The following is a 15,359-nucleotide window of genomic DNA, read 5'->3' on the forward strand; positions in this document are numbered from 1 at the left end:
TAGTAATTGCAAAAAAACTTACCTACTTCTTCTTCTACCTCTATTATCGCGCATTTCTTTCATTTTACCAGTGATAGTTTCTTGATAGGCCATTTTAGTAATCTCCTTACCCTTACTTGGTGCTTCAAGGTCTAGATTACCTTTCGGATTCATTACTATTTTGGTACAAAGCATTGTGGTGTTGCCTGCGTTTACTTCTAGAATCAAACCTGGAAGTCCCCAATATTCTGCAGGACCATGTGAAACAGGTATTTGAGGTGTATACCAAGCTTCTATAGTGGTCATCTGAATTTCAGGTGTAGTTCCATCTTCTTTAGGGGCAGCATTTCTAAGGCTTCCCCATGAAAAATCATACCAATTTAACTCTGTCGTTGGGACAATCGTTGAGGCTTTAAAACACATGTACTTTCCTATCTGCTTAGACTCTTTTCCCATTACCCAATTGAATTTTTGCAGCTCGTCCTTCACTAAAAATTGTTTGCCATAAAATTCTTGGTTTTGCACTAAGGCATTATCCTTTACATTCTTATATTGTTCGCCACGAGCGAAATTCTTTCCCCAAGAATCAGTAGCTCCGGACATGGCGTCTAATTTGTCTTCTTCATTAAATAAAGATTCTTCTTTATTAAAGTTCAATACGTAGGTTTTTTCAAGTCTATTCTTTAGTCTCGCTGCAACTTGCTTTTTTTGAGCTTCACTCATTCGCGCGCCCCAGCTTCCTAACTCCATTGATGACTTACTTGAATAAAATGCTTGTCCTTGAAATTCCTGAACATCAGGTTTGTTTGAAAGCAACAGAAAGACAGCTAAAAAGCTAATTTTAAAGAGAATAGATTTCATGATTGGCTGTTTAAGTTATTAATGTTTAACGAATTTAAATAAACATTGAACATTCATATCGTGTTTATCAAAACATTAACACGAGACTGAAGTGGTATAACCACTTCAGCTACATTTTAGACTACCCATTTTATGAATGGTTTAATATGAGATGAAATTATTTGCTACGCTCGCCTACAAAATGGTCACTTTTAGCTTTAAATAATACGTTAAAACTAGTTAGAGAGCCATAAATTCGTGTAATATATTGCTGTAAGTCTATTTTTTCTTGGTCATCCAAGTTTTTGCTGCTGTTTATTTTTTGTTCCATTACACGGATACGGTCACGGACCATTACTATTTTATGGAAAAAAGTATCAATGGGTATTTCTTTATTTGCCGTAGTATCTCCAGGTTCTAAAATCAGTTTGCCCTTACGCCATTTATCGGCTATAGCAACCTTTTCATGGGTGTCGCTCCACTTTTTCAATATTTTGACCAATGAGCTTTCAACATCAAAAAAGCTTACGGCATCAACATCATCTTCTAAGGCCTCAATTACTTCAAAATCATCGTCAATTTCTATAGTTTCTAATCCCTTATCGATGAAAGTAACCCAGTAATGAATAGAAGTTACATTGGTTATTACTCCTTTTCCAAATTCAGGATGATCAATTCTTGAACCTATACCTAGTATTTTCATATCCCATCTTATTAATAATTATGAAATCAAAAATAAAGCTTCACTTAACAAAAATGCAACAAAACCTAGCTTCATTTTTAAAGTCCAATTGCGTACTTTAGCAGCTTGTGCTATGATTAACTACGAAGAAAATATTGAGGTGCGTGGAGCGCGTGTTCACAACCTTAAAGACATTGATGTTACTATACCAAGAGAGAAACTTGTTGTAATAACTGGCTTATCAGGTAGTGGTAAATCGTCTTTAGCTTTTGACACAATTTATGCTGAAGGACAACGACGTTACATTGAAACCTTTTCAGCATATGCAAGACAGTTTTTAGGCGGATTAGAACGACCAGATGTTGATAAAATTGATGGATTATCGCCAGTAATTGCCATTGAACAAAAAACCACTTCAAAATCTCCTCGTTCTACGGTTGGTACCATTACAGAGGTCTATGATTTTCTGCGCTTACTGTTTGCAAGAGCAGGAGATGCATACAGTTATAATACTGGTGAAAAAATGGTCAGTTATAGCGATGAACAAATCAAAGCTCTAATTGTTGATTCATATGACGGTAAAAAAATCAATGTTTTAGCTCCAGTTATTAAATCAAGAAAAGGCCATTACAGAGAACTATTTGAACAAATAGGTAAACAAGGTTTTGTAAAAGTTCGCGTTGACGGAGTGGTAGTTGATATTACTAAAGGTATGAAGGTAGATCGGTACAAGGTACATGATATAGAAATTGTGATCGATCGTCTTAAAGTAGGCTCAGGTGAAGATTTTGATAAAAGACTAAGCGAAACCATTAATACGGCGATGTATAGCGGTAATAATGTGTTAATGGTATTAGAAGAAGGTGAAAAAACCCCACGTTATTTCAGCAGAGATTTAATGTGTCCTTCCTCTGGTATCTCCTATCCTACTCCAGAGCCCAATACCTTTTCTTTTAATTCTCCGAAAGGAATGTGTCCTAATTGTAATGGCCTTGGGCATGTTTATGAAGTAAACGAAGATAAAATATTCCCAAATAAAAAGTTATCTATTAAAACAGGCGGTATTGCTCCTCTAGGTGAACATAAAAAATCTTGGGCTTTTAAACAATTGGAAACCATAGGGCAACGCTATAATTTTACCATTGAAACCCCAATTGATAAAATCTCTAAAGAAGCAATAGAGGTCATACTTAAAGGTGGGAAAGATAGCTTTACCGTTGATTCTAAGACCTTAGGGGTTAAACGCGAATATCGCATTGATTACGAAGGGATAGCTAACTTTATCAAATCACAATTTGAAGAAGCCAATTCAACCTCCATCAAACGATGGGCTAAAGAATATATGGACAAGATTGAATGTCCGGAATGTGATGGAGCACGCTTAAGAAAAGAGTCACTTTACTTTAAAATTGACGAAAAGAATATTGCTGAACTTGCCCATTTAGATATTGGTGAACTTGCTGAGTTTTTTAATGAGCTTAATACGAAGTTGGAAGGGAATCAAAAGAAAATTGCTGAAGAAATAGTAAAAGAAATAAGTACAAGAATTCAATTTCTATTAGATGTTGGTCTTGATTACCTATCGCTTAATAGGAGTTCAAAATCATTATCGGGTGGTGAAGCACAACGCATTCGTCTAGCGACGCAAATTGGATCACAATTGGTTGGGGTGCTTTACATATTAGATGAGCCAAGTATAGGTCTCCATCAACGCGACAATGAGCGGTTAATTAATTCCTTATCGTCTCTTCGCGATATTGGTAATTCAGTGATAGTTGTAGAACATGACCGGGATATGATTGAAGCCGCAGACCATGTAATTGATATTGGTCCTAAAGCTGGTAAACATGGTGGCACTATTATTTCAGAAGGTCATCCATCTTTATTAAAAGACTTTGATACGCTCACAGCGGACTATATTACTGGAGATAGAGAAATCGAAGTTCCAAAAACAAGACGAAAAGGAACTGGTAAAAAAATAGTTTTGTCAGGGTGCGAGGGAAACAATCTTAAACAAATTACAGCTGAATTTCCTCTTGGTAAAATGATTGGGGTTACAGGCGTTTCTGGTAGTGGAAAGTCCACTTTAATAAATGAAACATTATATCCTATAATGAATGCTCATTATTTTAATGGTGTTAAAAAGCCAATGCCTTATAGAAAGATAAAAGGCTTAGAACATATTGATAAGGTGATTGATATCAACCAATCCCCTATTGGTCGTACTCCTAGATCCAATCCGGCTACCTATACTGGTACGTTCAGCGAAATTCGCTCTTTATTTTCAAAAACTACTGAAGCGACCATCCGTGGTTATAAACCTGGTCGTTTTAGTTTCAATGTACAAGGTGGAAGATGTGAAACTTGCCAAGGTGGTGGTTTAAAGGTTATTGAAATGAACTTTTTACCAGATGTTTATGTAGAGTGTGAAACTTGCAACGGAAAACGTTTTAATAGAGAAACCCTAGAAATAAGATATAAAGGTAAATCCATTGCTGACGTTTTAGAAATGACGATGAATGAAGCCGTTGATTTTTTTGAAAATATTCCTAAAATTCATCGTAAGCTTAAAACAATTGTAGATGTTGGTTTAGGCTATATATCGCTCGGACAACAATCTACTACCCTATCTGGTGGCGAAGCCCAGCGCGTTAAGTTGGCAACTGAACTTTCAAAAAGAGATACTGGTAACACCTTTTATATTTTAGATGAACCTACAACTGGGCTTCATTTTGAAGATATTCGAGTTTTGATGGAAGTATTGAACAAATTAGTTGACAAAGGCAATACCGTATTAGTGATAGAGCACAATATGGACGTTATTAAAATGGTAGACTATATTATCGATATTGGCTATGAGGGTGGTCGTGGTGGAGGTATGATTGTAGCTAAGGGCACACCAGAGCAAGTAGCGAAAGACGTTAAAAGTTATACGGCTAAATTTTTAAAGAAAGAATTAACCCCAAGAGCTAAAAACATAGCCAAAGCAGTTTAAATTTAAATTATGGGCAAAAAGCAACATCATAAAGGCTGGAACGAGATTAAAACAAATGATTCATGGGCCATATTTAAAATCATGGGTGAGTTTGTTAATGGTTTTGAAAGAATGAGTCAAATTGGACCTTGCGTGTCCATTTTTGGTTCGGCTAGAACAAAACCCGGTGAGAAGTATTATGATTTGGCAGTAGCAGTAGCTGAAGCAATTGCAAAAGCTGGTTATGGTGTCATTACAGGTGGTGGACCCGGTATTATGGAAGCAGGTAATAAGGGAGCGAACCTCGCTGGTGGAACCTCTGTAGGTTTAAATATAGAATTACCTTTTGAGCAGCATGACAATCCATATATAGATCCAGATAAAAGTCTTGATTTTGATTATTTCTTTGTGAGAAAAGTAATGTTTGTTAAATACTCACAAGGTTTTGTGGTTATGCCTGGGGGTTTTGGTACGCTTGACGAACTATTTGAAGCAATAACATTAATTCAGACCAATAAAATTGGAACTTTTCCGATAATACTAGTAGGTTCGGAGTTTTGGGGTGGATTATTTGATTGGATTAAGAATACCATGCTAGATGCTGGTAATATTAGTCCTGAAGATCTTGACCTAATTAAACTGGTTGATTCAGAAGATGAAGTAGTTGAAATTATTGATGCGTTCTACAAAGGACGCATTATGAGTCCGAATTTTTAAATTAAGTTAAAAGTATTGAGAAAAGCCCAACTTCTTTTTTTATGTACCAATCTCGCATTGGTTTTATTTGCATTTTCTAGTTATGGGCAGCATATTAATGAGCTTACAGCAACTCTCGATAGTACATCACACCAAATTGAAATTAAACAACGGTTTGTTTATGTAAACAATTCAAAGACAAACTTGAGTACTTTGTATTTCAATGACTGGAACAATGCTTATGCAAACAATACCACACCGCTATCTAAGCATTTTAGTGAAGATTTTGATCGGAGTTTACATCTTGCTAAAAATAAAGAAAGAGGTTTTACAATTATAAAAAGTATTGTAAATAAAGAATATCAAGGGCTTGATTGGGAAAGAACCAATATGCAAGACCTGATTAAGATTACCTTAGAAGAACCACTCTTAGCTGGTGAAAGTATTGAGTTATTTTTATCATATACAGTACAATTGCCAGATGCAAAATTCACAAAATACGGCCATCGTTCAGATGGTAGTTACAATCTAAAAGATTGGTATTTAAGTCCAGCTGTTTTTGATAATGAATGGAAATTATATTCCAATAAAGGCTTGGATGATATATATACAGGTATCGCCAATACGAAAATCAATTTTATTTTTCCAGAAGGGTTCTTCCTTGCTTCAAACTTTGACTACAATTTGGTGACAAGTTTTCCTGATGGACAACAAATAAGTTTGAGTGGTTCAAATAGAAAAAATTGCGACATACTTTTAACTATTGAAAAACAATTTACGAAGCACGTGACTGGTGTTCTTACCGTTACAACTGATATCGAATCCTCTAAATATAATGAAATTTCCCAAGGTATTTCTATTAACAAAGTTGCTCACTTCTTAGATGAGAATCTGGGTAGGTATCCTCATCAAAACTTATTAGTTAGTGAATTAGAATATAGTAAGAATCCGCTTTACGGTTTAAATCAGCTACCCTCTTTCGTAAGGCCTTATCAAGAAAAATTTCAGTTTGAAATGATGTTTTTGAAGACTACCTTAAATAGTTTTTTACAAGAGACCCTATTTTTAAACCCAAGAAAAGAACGTTGGGTAAATGATGCCATTGCAAACTATTTAATGATTAAATATGTTGAAATTAACTATCCAAATCAAAAGCTAATAGGCAAACTTGCCAATGTTTGGGGTGTTCGTGGATTTCATTTGGCAAAAATGGATTTTAATGAGCAGTATAACCTTTTACAAATGTTACCTGCCAGAAGAAATATTGATCAATCACTAATAACATCTAATGATTCTTTAACACGGTTGAATCAAAAAATAGCCAATAGATACAAAGCCGGTCTTGGGTTAGCCTATCTAGCAGATTATATTGGCGAGGAAAGAGTAGACAGTACGATTATAGATTTTTACGATGTTCATAAATTACAAGCAAAAACTAAGGTTTCTGATTTTAAACAAGTTTTAAAACAATGTTCTAATGATGAGATAGATTGGTTTTTTAATGAATATGTTAGTACACGTAAAAAAATTGATTTTAAAATCAAAAAACTAGAAAAAACTGAAGAATCAATCACTTTTACCATAAAGAATAAGCGAAAAACTAATGTGCCAATTTCGCTATTCGGGCTTAAAAAAGATTCGGTTGTATCGAAATATTGGTTCTCTGATATAGATAGCTCTAAAACCTTTACAATTCCAAGATTAGGAGAAGATAGATTGGTTTTGAACTATGATCAAAAAATACCTGAGTTCAATCAAAGAGACAATTGGAAAACCCTTAATGGTTTTTTCTCAAGTAATAAAAAACTGCAGTTCCGATTTTTTAAAGATACCGAAGACCCCTACTATACCCAGGTTTTTTATGTTCCAATAGCCAATTTTAATATCTACGATGGAATAACACCAGGTTTAAGAATTTATAATAAAACTTTTTTAGAGCGACAATTCACTTATGACATTGCTCCACAATACTCTTTTTTAGAGCGTACTATGGTTGGTAATGCCAGTTTAAGGTATCGAAAATATCATGGCGATAGTAAACTTTTTGTTTCAAATTACTCTATAAGCGGTGGTACAAATCATTTTCAAACAAATTCAAGATTTACAACTATTACACCTGCTATTAGTTTTGGTTGGCGACCGAGTGATTTGAGGTCTAATAGAAGACAATCATTACTTTTTAGGCATCGCAATGTATTCAGAAGTATTGATGAAGGTGTGCTTTTAGATGATGGTATCGATTTGGACTTAGAAAATAATCCTGATTACAGTGTTTTTAATATTCGGTACAGAAACCTGGACAATAACATCGTCAATTATAAATCTTCTTTAATCGATTTTCAGCATTCTAGCGAATTTACCAAGTTGGCAGTTGAATTAGAATATAGAAAGCTATATGAAAGTAACAGGCAGTTAAATTTAAGATTCTATGCCGGTAAGTTTTTAAGAAATAAATCAGACTCTGATTTTTTTAGTTTTGCTCTAGATAGACCTACAGACTATATGTTTGATTTAGGCTATTTAGGTCGTTCAGAAGATAGTGGACTAACGAGTCAGCAAATAATTATTGCTGAAGGTGGGTTTAAATCACAGTTTGAAGATCAATTTGGGAGTGATTGGATAGCTACTACAAATGCAAGTTTTAATTTATGGCGCTGGATTGAATTATATGGAGACGTTGGTTTCATCGGAGATAAAGACGAACGTGCTCGATTTGTTTATGACTCAGGGGTAAGGTTAAATCTTGTTACTGATTATTTTGAATTATACTTTCCTATTTATTCAAATAATGGTTGGGAAATTGCACAACCAAATTATGCAAATACGATAAGATTCGTTGTAACTATTAGCCCAAGAACACTTACAGGGCTTTTTACCAGACGTTGGTTTTAATTGTTGAATTGATAAAATACCTCTCATTTTTAGGTATTATTTTTTAATATTCTCGTTATTTATAACAATATTTTGTGATTTTATGAATAAAATGGATTGAACTTGATTAGCATAAAAGCACTCTTTTTTGTAATTTTGCACAAATTCTTCAAAGTTTAATGAAAACTGACCCAAATACAAGTACCGACATTTCGTTTGATGACTTTCAAGCTCAAATCTTAGGTGATTATAGGCTTGCTGTTTTAAGCAGAGAATGTAGTATATTGGGAAGAAGAGAAGTACTCACTGGGAAAGCTAAGTTTGGAATTTTTGGTGATGGAAAAGAGTTGCCGCAACTAGCTATGGCTAAGGCATTTCAAAAGGGCGACTTTAGAAGTGGTTACTATCGGGACCAGACTTTTATGATGGCATTAGGGCATTTGAACCCAAAGGCATTTTTTCATGGACTTTATGCCACTACAGACATCAGTAAAGAACCAATGAGTGCCGGTAGGCAAATGGGCGGGCATTTTATGACCCATAGTATCAATGAAGACGGTACTTGGAAAAACTTAACCAAACAAAAAAATAGCAGTGCAGATATTTCCTGTACCGCTGGTCAAATGCCTAGATTATTGGGCTTAGCTCAAGCTTCTCAATTCTATCGTAATGTTGAGGGTATTGATCAATATAAATTTTCAAATAAAGGAAATGAAGTAGCTTGGGGTACCATAGGTAATGCTAGCACAAGTGAAGGTCATTTCTTTGAAACCTTTAATGCTGCTGGTGTTATGCAGGTTCCAATGGTTATAAGTATTTGGGACGATGCATATGGGATATCAGTACCTGCTAAGTTTCATACAACCAAAAGCGATATTTCTGAAATTCTAAAAGGTTTTCAACGTGATGAAGAAAACAAAGGGTTTGAAATATTAAAGGTACCAGGATGGGATTATACTGCACTTATTCATGCTTATGAAAACGCATCAGATATTGCTCGTGAAGAGCATGTTCCAGTAATGATACATGTTACTGAACTTACCCAGCCACAAGGGCATTCTACTTCTGGATCTCATGAAAGATATAAAGATGCTGAAAGATTAGAATGGGAACGCGAAAATGATTGTAATAAACGCTTTAGGGAGTGGATATTAGATAAAAACATATCTACTGAAGAACAATTAAATGAGATTGAAAAATCTTGTAAACAAGAAGTCCGAAATGCAAAACAAGAAGCTTGGTCAGAGTTTCTTATTCCTCATAGGGAAAACAAAAAAGTTCTAGTTCAGCTCCTAAATAATGCTGCAAGTAAAAGCCCTAATAGAGTATTTATTACTAAAATACTTAATGATTTAATTGCAATAAAAGAACCTTTAAAAAAGGATTTAGCGTCACATGCGCGAAAAGCGTTACGCTATTTAATAGGGGAAAGTACGAATGCCAAATTAGAATTACAAAATTGGATTAATCAGTTTGTTAATCAAAGTCAGATAAAATTCAGTTCAGAACTTTTTAGTGAATTACCTAATAAGGCAACCAATATCAAGGAAGTTAAGGCCATATATGATTCAGAACCTGAAAAGATAGATGGCCGAATGGTATTAAGGGATAATTTTGATGCGTTGTTTTCAAAATACCCAGAAGCCTTAGTTTTTGGTGAAGACACCGGAAATATTGGTGATGTTAATCAAGGTCTTGAAGGATTGCAAAAAAAATATGGCAAATACAGAATTGCCGATACTGGTATTAGAGAAACAACGATAATTGGTCAAGGTATTGGTTTAGCGATGCGGGGTCTAAGACCAATTGCTGAAATACAATACCTAGATTATATCTTATATGCTATCCAAACTTTAAGTGATGATTTGGCTACCTTACGATATAGAACGGTTGGAAAACAAATAGCACCACTTATTATTAGAACTAGAGGGCACAGATTAGAGGGTATTTGGCATTCTGGATCGCAGATGGGTGGTTTAATACACTTATTAAGAGGTATTTATATTCTTACCCCTCGTAACATGACACAAGCAGCAGGTTTTTATAACACTTTAATGAAAGGTAATGAGCCTGCAATAGTTGTTGAAAGTCTTAACGGTTATCGTTTAAAAGAGCCTAAACCAAATAACCTAGGTGAGTTTTGTACTCCAATTGGCGTTGTAGAAACAATGAAGAAAGGTACCGATATCACTATATTATCATATGGTTCTACCTTGCGTATTGTTCTAAAGGTCACTAAGGATTTACAGGAGGTTGGTATTGATGCTGAGGTAATTGATGCGCAATCTTTACTCCCTTTCGATTTGAATCATGATGTCGTCAAAAGCTTACAAAAAACAAATCGTTTGTTGGTTGTTGATGAAGATGTACCAGGCGGGTGTTCTGCTTATTTAGTGCAGCACATTATGGAAAATCAAAAAGGTTATCAATATTTGGATAGTGCTCCACAAACCTTAACAGCTAAAGCACATAGACCGGCCTATGCAACGGATGGTGATTATTTTTCTAAACCTAATGAAGAAGATATTTTCGAAAAGGTTTATGAAATTATGAATGAGTCAGATCCGAATAATTATCCCAAACTTCGATAAAAAAAGCGGGGCAAATGCCCCGCATATATTTTAATTTTTTATCTCAGTATCTGTTTTTACTGCTGGCACAATTGGTTTGCCATCTGCATCAATTTCTATGATATTATCAAAGCCTAATTGGTCAAGTTTACTTGCGATTTTAGCTCTATCACCTACCATAAACCAATTTACAGCTTCAGGTTTTATAACTTGTTTACTGACTTTTCTAACATCTTCTACAGAAAGTTCCCGTACATTTTTATCATAGTTTTGATAATAATCATCAGGTAGATTATAACGAATCATATTCCTAACCGAAGCATTGACAGAGCTATTCGTTTCCCATTGTCCAGGTAATTTCAAAACTTGATTTGTTTTTACCTTCTCAACTTCTTCCATGGTAGCCGGCCGTGTACTAACAAATTCAGAAACTTCCTTTCTGATTTCAGTTACCGATTCTGCCGTTTTATCAGTTTGAACTGAGGTATATACAATAAACGGTCTTTCTTCCTTAGAGCCCAGGACAAGTCCTCCAGCTCCGTAAGACCAGTGCTTATCTTCTCTTAAATTCATATTTATTCTCGAAGTAAAGTCTCCCCCAATAATACTAACCATTTGATCCATTGCAACTTCAGAAAGTCCACCGTATTTTTCGGTTAAATGACCTGCAATAATAATGGATTGCTCCGATTCAGGTCTATTCATTAAATACAAAGTATTCTTTGAATTAGTCTCAGGGGCTTCAAAAGAAACAGAAGGAACGGCTCCTTTCTTCCATTTACCAAAAGCCTTCTGTAACATTGGTTTTAAATCATTCATATCGATATCACCAGTAACTAAAATGGTAGCATTGTTTGGTTTAATCCAAGTATCATAAAACTTAACGGCATCTTCCCTAGTCAGTTTTTCTACCGTTTCTTCATAACCTGTACCTGTATATGGGTTGCTATATGGATGATTTTCACCATACATATATTTGTTCATTACTCGTAAGGCCATTGAAAAGGGTTGTGATTTTTCTCTTTTTATATTATTAATCTGTTCAGCACGTAATCGACTAAATTCACTTTCTGGAAAAATAGGATTTAAAATTACATCTGCAAATAAGTCTAAACTTGAATTAAAACTTTGTTTCAAAGTCGTCATGTCGACATTTGATAAATCTTGATTCGAAAACGTACTTAATGATGCACCTAGCAATTGTAATTTCTCATTAATCTGCAAAGAAGACATGGATTTAGTGCCTTCATCTAATAAATTCATTGCTAAAGCAGCACTACCTGGACTAGACAAATAGTCTGTTTTATATCCTGCATCAACAATAAGACTCATTACTACTGTTGGCACCCCTGTTCTTTTTGCAAGAACAATATCTAAACCGTTCGACAATTCAGCTCTTTGTAGCTCTGGAAATCTTGAATTTTTCTGTGGTCCTAGTTCAGGTAGTTTTGAGCGGTCAACAGTCGTTTTCTCCACAGTGAATTCTGGAAAAGGATTACAAACTAATATATGTTTACCTCTAGTTAACCATTTTTTAGCAGTATTCTTTAGATCTTCAGCTGTTGCTTCTTCAATAAACTTTAGTTGTGTTTTATAATAAGCGGCATCACCATGATATGTAGCGTTAGAGGCCAGAATATCAGAAACACCACCAAAGCCACCAATTCGCTCAAGCCCTTTAATAAATCCTGAAAAATAAGCTGCTTTGACCCTTTTTAATTCTTGCTCTGTTGGTCCATTAGCAATGAACTTATTGATTTCGGCCTCTAACTCAGTTTTTAATTTATCGGCATCTTGGCCAGGTTTGACATTTAAATAAGTGACAAAATTACTAGCTATTTCAGATGAAGCCTGAAAAGCTACTGCACTACTTGCAGTTTGATCTTCGTATACAAACTTCTTATAAAGTCTAGAATTCTTGCCACTTGAAAGTACCGAAGAAATTAAATCAAAATGTAAATCTTCTTTAGCTCCAAATTCTGGTGTATTCCAAGCAAACAATACCCTAGTTTCTGGCACTCTATCTTGGTATACTTGATATGTATCGCCATTATGGATGGGAATATTCACTTCTTGTCTTTCAATGGTTGGCCCGGCAGGTATATCACCAAAATAATTTAAAACCTTTTGATATACTTCATCTGGATTGATGTCTCCAGCGACAGCTACCACAGCATTTGCCGCACCATAATAGGCTTTAAACCACTCTTGAACATCTTCTAATGAAGCAGCATTCAAATCTTCCATTTCACCAATTACTGTCCAAGAGTATGGATGTCCTTTAGGGTACATGGCTTTCGTAAGATAATCCCATTGCATTCCATAAGGCTGATTTTCACCTTGCCTTTTCTCATTTTGCACGACTCCGCGCTGTTCATCTAAACGTTCTTGGTCTATAGCACCTAGTAAATGCCCCATTCTATCAGATTCTAGAAACAAAACTTGATCCAAAGCAGATACAGGTACGTTTTGAAAATAGTTCGTACGGTCATTATTGGTTGTTCCGTTTAAATCCGTACCACCAATACTTTCTAAGGCTTGAAAATAATCTTTATTATAATTTTCACTTCCATTAAACATCAAATGCTCAAATAAATGAGCAAACCCACTTTTACCAGGCTTTTCATTCTTAGAACCAACATGATACCATACATTCACAGCCGCAATAGGTGCTTTATGATCTTCATGAACCAATAAGGTTAACCCATTTGGTAAAATAAATTTTTCGTAAGCAATTTCAATGTCACTGGCTTTAAACTCAAAGTCTTGACTTAAACCTAATTGAACAATCGATAGAAGGACTATCGAAAAGGAAATAATTTTTTTCATTTTTAAATATTTGATTGATAATTATGATTTCTACAAGATAACTAATTGTTCAGTTCTTAGCAAAGCTTACATTTCACAGTATTTTCTATTGTAAAAAGAAATGGAATTATTACATTAGAAACAAGTCAACAAATTATTGTGTTTTTAGCTTTTCCAGATTTTAATATTCGTAGTACTCCTCTACTAATTCTATCGCTTCAGGGCTTAATATTTGCCTTTCTTCTATTGAATAGATATTTCAAAAAGAGGAATCTGTCTGACTTGTTTTTATTTTTAATTCTGTTTATCACTTGCTATCAACAAACTTGCTATACTGTTGGATTTATGGGATGGTATAATACTTTTAGAAATACTAAAATCAATTATTTTTTAATACCTATGTCGGTAGCTATATTGCCATTAATATATCTATACTTGAAATCAATAACGATGACTGCTTTCAAGTTTCGGAAAAAAGATTGGCTCCACTTTACACCAGCAATAGCTATCATAATTTACCGGCTTGTTATTTATGTTTATGATTCAAGTTTATCAGGATTTAATGATACTCAAAATGGCTATTTAAAAATTAATTTAGATGAGCTTTATGTTCAATCCATTTATGGCATATTTAGTTATTTTCAAAATCTCTTGTATTTGGCGTTTACATTTCAATTATTTTATATCTACCGGAAAAAAATTAAAGAGTTCTTTTCTAATACCTATAAGCTTGAATTAAACTGGATTTTGAGCTTCTTGATTTTATATGCGATCCTCTTTTTGTATGATTTTATACAAACAATCATTAATGAGTATATTGTTGAATTAAGTTATTTGCAGCAATGGTGGATGAATTTTTACATGGCACTTATAATAATTTATGTCGGCGTAAAAGGTTTTTTTACAGATACCACTAAGCTTCAAAAGCTTAACTTTTCTTTTGCGCCTAATAGAGTTAGTATTCCTGAAATATCTGATAAGGAAAAACCCTTTTCAAAGGAGGCCATAACCAATCTTCATACGTTGATGATTGATCAAAAGCCATACTTAAACCCCGATTTAAATCTTGCCGATTTAGCAAAGCAGACAAATATGACCAGAGCTCAGTTATCAGAAACTATCAATTCTGGCTTTGGCATTAATTTTAATGACTTCATTAATAAATACCGCGTAGATGAGTTTAAGCAATTATTAAAAGAAGATAAACATCAAAAGCTTTCATTATTAGGTTTGGCTTTTGAATGTGGTTTTAATAGTAAGGCTACATTTAATAGGGTGTTTAAAAAAATAACTGACTTCTCTCCAACCGATTATTTGAAAAGCAAAAATGTAGTCTAAAAAAATAATTTAAGACGTCTCAAATCGTATTTGAGACCTACTATTTTTATTTGAGTCGCAAGACTCCCTTTCAATCATGACATTTGACTCATCAAAATAATAATAGTCATGAAAAATATTCTTAAAACTTTAATCACCCCTATTTTACAAAAGCATTGGTTTGCAGATTTAACATTTGGCATCATCAGATTCATATCTGGCATTTTACTTGCCATAGATTTTGGAGCAAGTAAATTTGGGATGCCGTGGACTCCAGATGGTCAAAATCTGAACTTATTTGAAGTTGCAGCTTGGTTTCCTAAAGACGTAGCAGCCTATGGGGGTATATTCGCTTTAATGCCAGTTTTCTTTGCATGGATGGGAGCCTTTAGTGAAGCCGTTGGAGGATTGTTCTTGGCATTCGGATTAAAAACTAGATTAGCTTCGTTTCTAATTATGTGCACAATGCTGGTAGCTATTTTTATGCAAAAATGGGGACAAGGAACATGGAGCATGTTACCAGCCATGAGCTTTTTATGGCTCGCTATTTACAATCTGTACTTTGGTTCTGGCCGCTTTGGTTTTGATCATTTAATTGCTAAAAAAATTAATAAGTCTTAAC

Annotated in this window: 9 protein-coding genes; 6 read left to right on the forward strand and 3 right to left on the reverse strand. The window is 34.4% G+C overall.

All coding sequences use genetic code 11. The annotated features are described in order from the left end of the window. Window positions 1–18: 18 nt before the first annotated feature. Together RM520_RS08415 and RM520_RS08420 are read right to left on the reverse strand one after the other, a co-directional pair. Window positions 19–840 (reverse strand): GLPGLI family protein, encoded by an 822-nt coding sequence (locus tag RM520_RS08415; RefSeq protein WP_311387694.1) that lies wholly within the window; start codon window positions 838–840, stop codon window positions 19–21. Window positions 841–997: 157 nt separating this feature from the next. Beyond that, window positions 998–1,522, reverse strand: coding sequence for a DUF8685 domain-containing protein (locus RM520_RS08420; protein ID WP_311387695.1), 525 nt, complete (start codon window positions 1,520–1,522; stop codon window positions 998–1,000). Between the two features lie 112 nt (window positions 1,523–1,634). Here RM520_RS08420 and uvrA point away from each other — a divergent pair, with 112 nt between their 5' ends. From uvrA to RM520_RS08440, 4 genes are all read left to right on the forward strand, one after another. Then, window positions 1,635–4,496 (forward strand): excinuclease ABC subunit UvrA, encoded by a 2,862-nt coding sequence (gene uvrA, locus RM520_RS08425; protein WP_311387696.1) that lies wholly within the window; start codon window positions 1,635–1,637, stop codon window positions 4,494–4,496. Window positions 4,497–4,505: 9 nt separating this feature from the next. Next, complete coding sequence (locus tag RM520_RS08430; RefSeq protein ID WP_311385268.1) at window positions 4,506–5,192, forward strand: LOG family protein; 687 nt, start codon at window positions 4,506–4,508, stop codon at window positions 5,190–5,192. Window positions 5,193–5,207: 15 nt separating this feature from the next. After that, window positions 5,208–8,063 (forward strand): gluzincin family metallopeptidase, encoded by a 2,856-nt coding sequence (locus tag RM520_RS08435; protein WP_311387697.1) that lies wholly within the window; start codon window positions 5,208–5,210, stop codon window positions 8,061–8,063. Between the two features lie 158 nt (window positions 8,064–8,221). Beyond that, window positions 8,222–10,633 carry an alpha-ketoacid dehydrogenase subunit alpha/beta gene (locus RM520_RS08440; protein WP_311387698.1) on the forward strand — a complete coding sequence of 804 codons (2,412 nt, stop codon included), beginning with the start codon at window positions 8,222–8,224 and terminating at the stop codon, window positions 10,631–10,633. A gap of 30 nt (window positions 10,634–10,663) precedes the next feature. Here the strand turns inward: RM520_RS08440 and RM520_RS08445 are convergent, their stop codons facing one another. Then, on the reverse strand, window positions 10,664–13,441 hold the full coding sequence (locus RM520_RS08445) for a M16 family metallopeptidase (protein WP_311387699.1): 2,778 nt from the start codon (window positions 13,439–13,441) through the stop codon (window positions 10,664–10,666). A 429-nt stretch (window positions 13,442–13,870) separates the two neighbouring features. Here RM520_RS08445 and RM520_RS08450 point away from each other — a divergent pair, with 429 nt between their 5' ends. Beyond that, the gene (locus RM520_RS08450; RefSeq protein ID WP_311387700.1) at window positions 13,871–14,758 is read left to right on the forward strand and encodes a helix-turn-helix domain-containing protein; all 888 of its coding nucleotides are present in this window, start codon (window positions 13,871–13,873) and stop codon (window positions 14,756–14,758) included. Window positions 14,759–14,866: 108 nt separating this feature from the next. Further along, the gene (locus RM520_RS08455; RefSeq protein ID WP_311387701.1) at window positions 14,867–15,358 is read left to right on the forward strand and encodes a DoxX family protein; all 492 of its coding nucleotides are present in this window, start codon (window positions 14,867–14,869) and stop codon (window positions 15,356–15,358) included. Window position 15,359: the final 1 nt, after the last annotated feature.

It is taken from the genome of Croceitalea vernalis (assembly GCF_031846405.1).
Lineage (GTDB): Bacteria > Bacteroidota > Bacteroidia > Flavobacteriales > Flavobacteriaceae > Croceitalea > Croceitalea vernalis.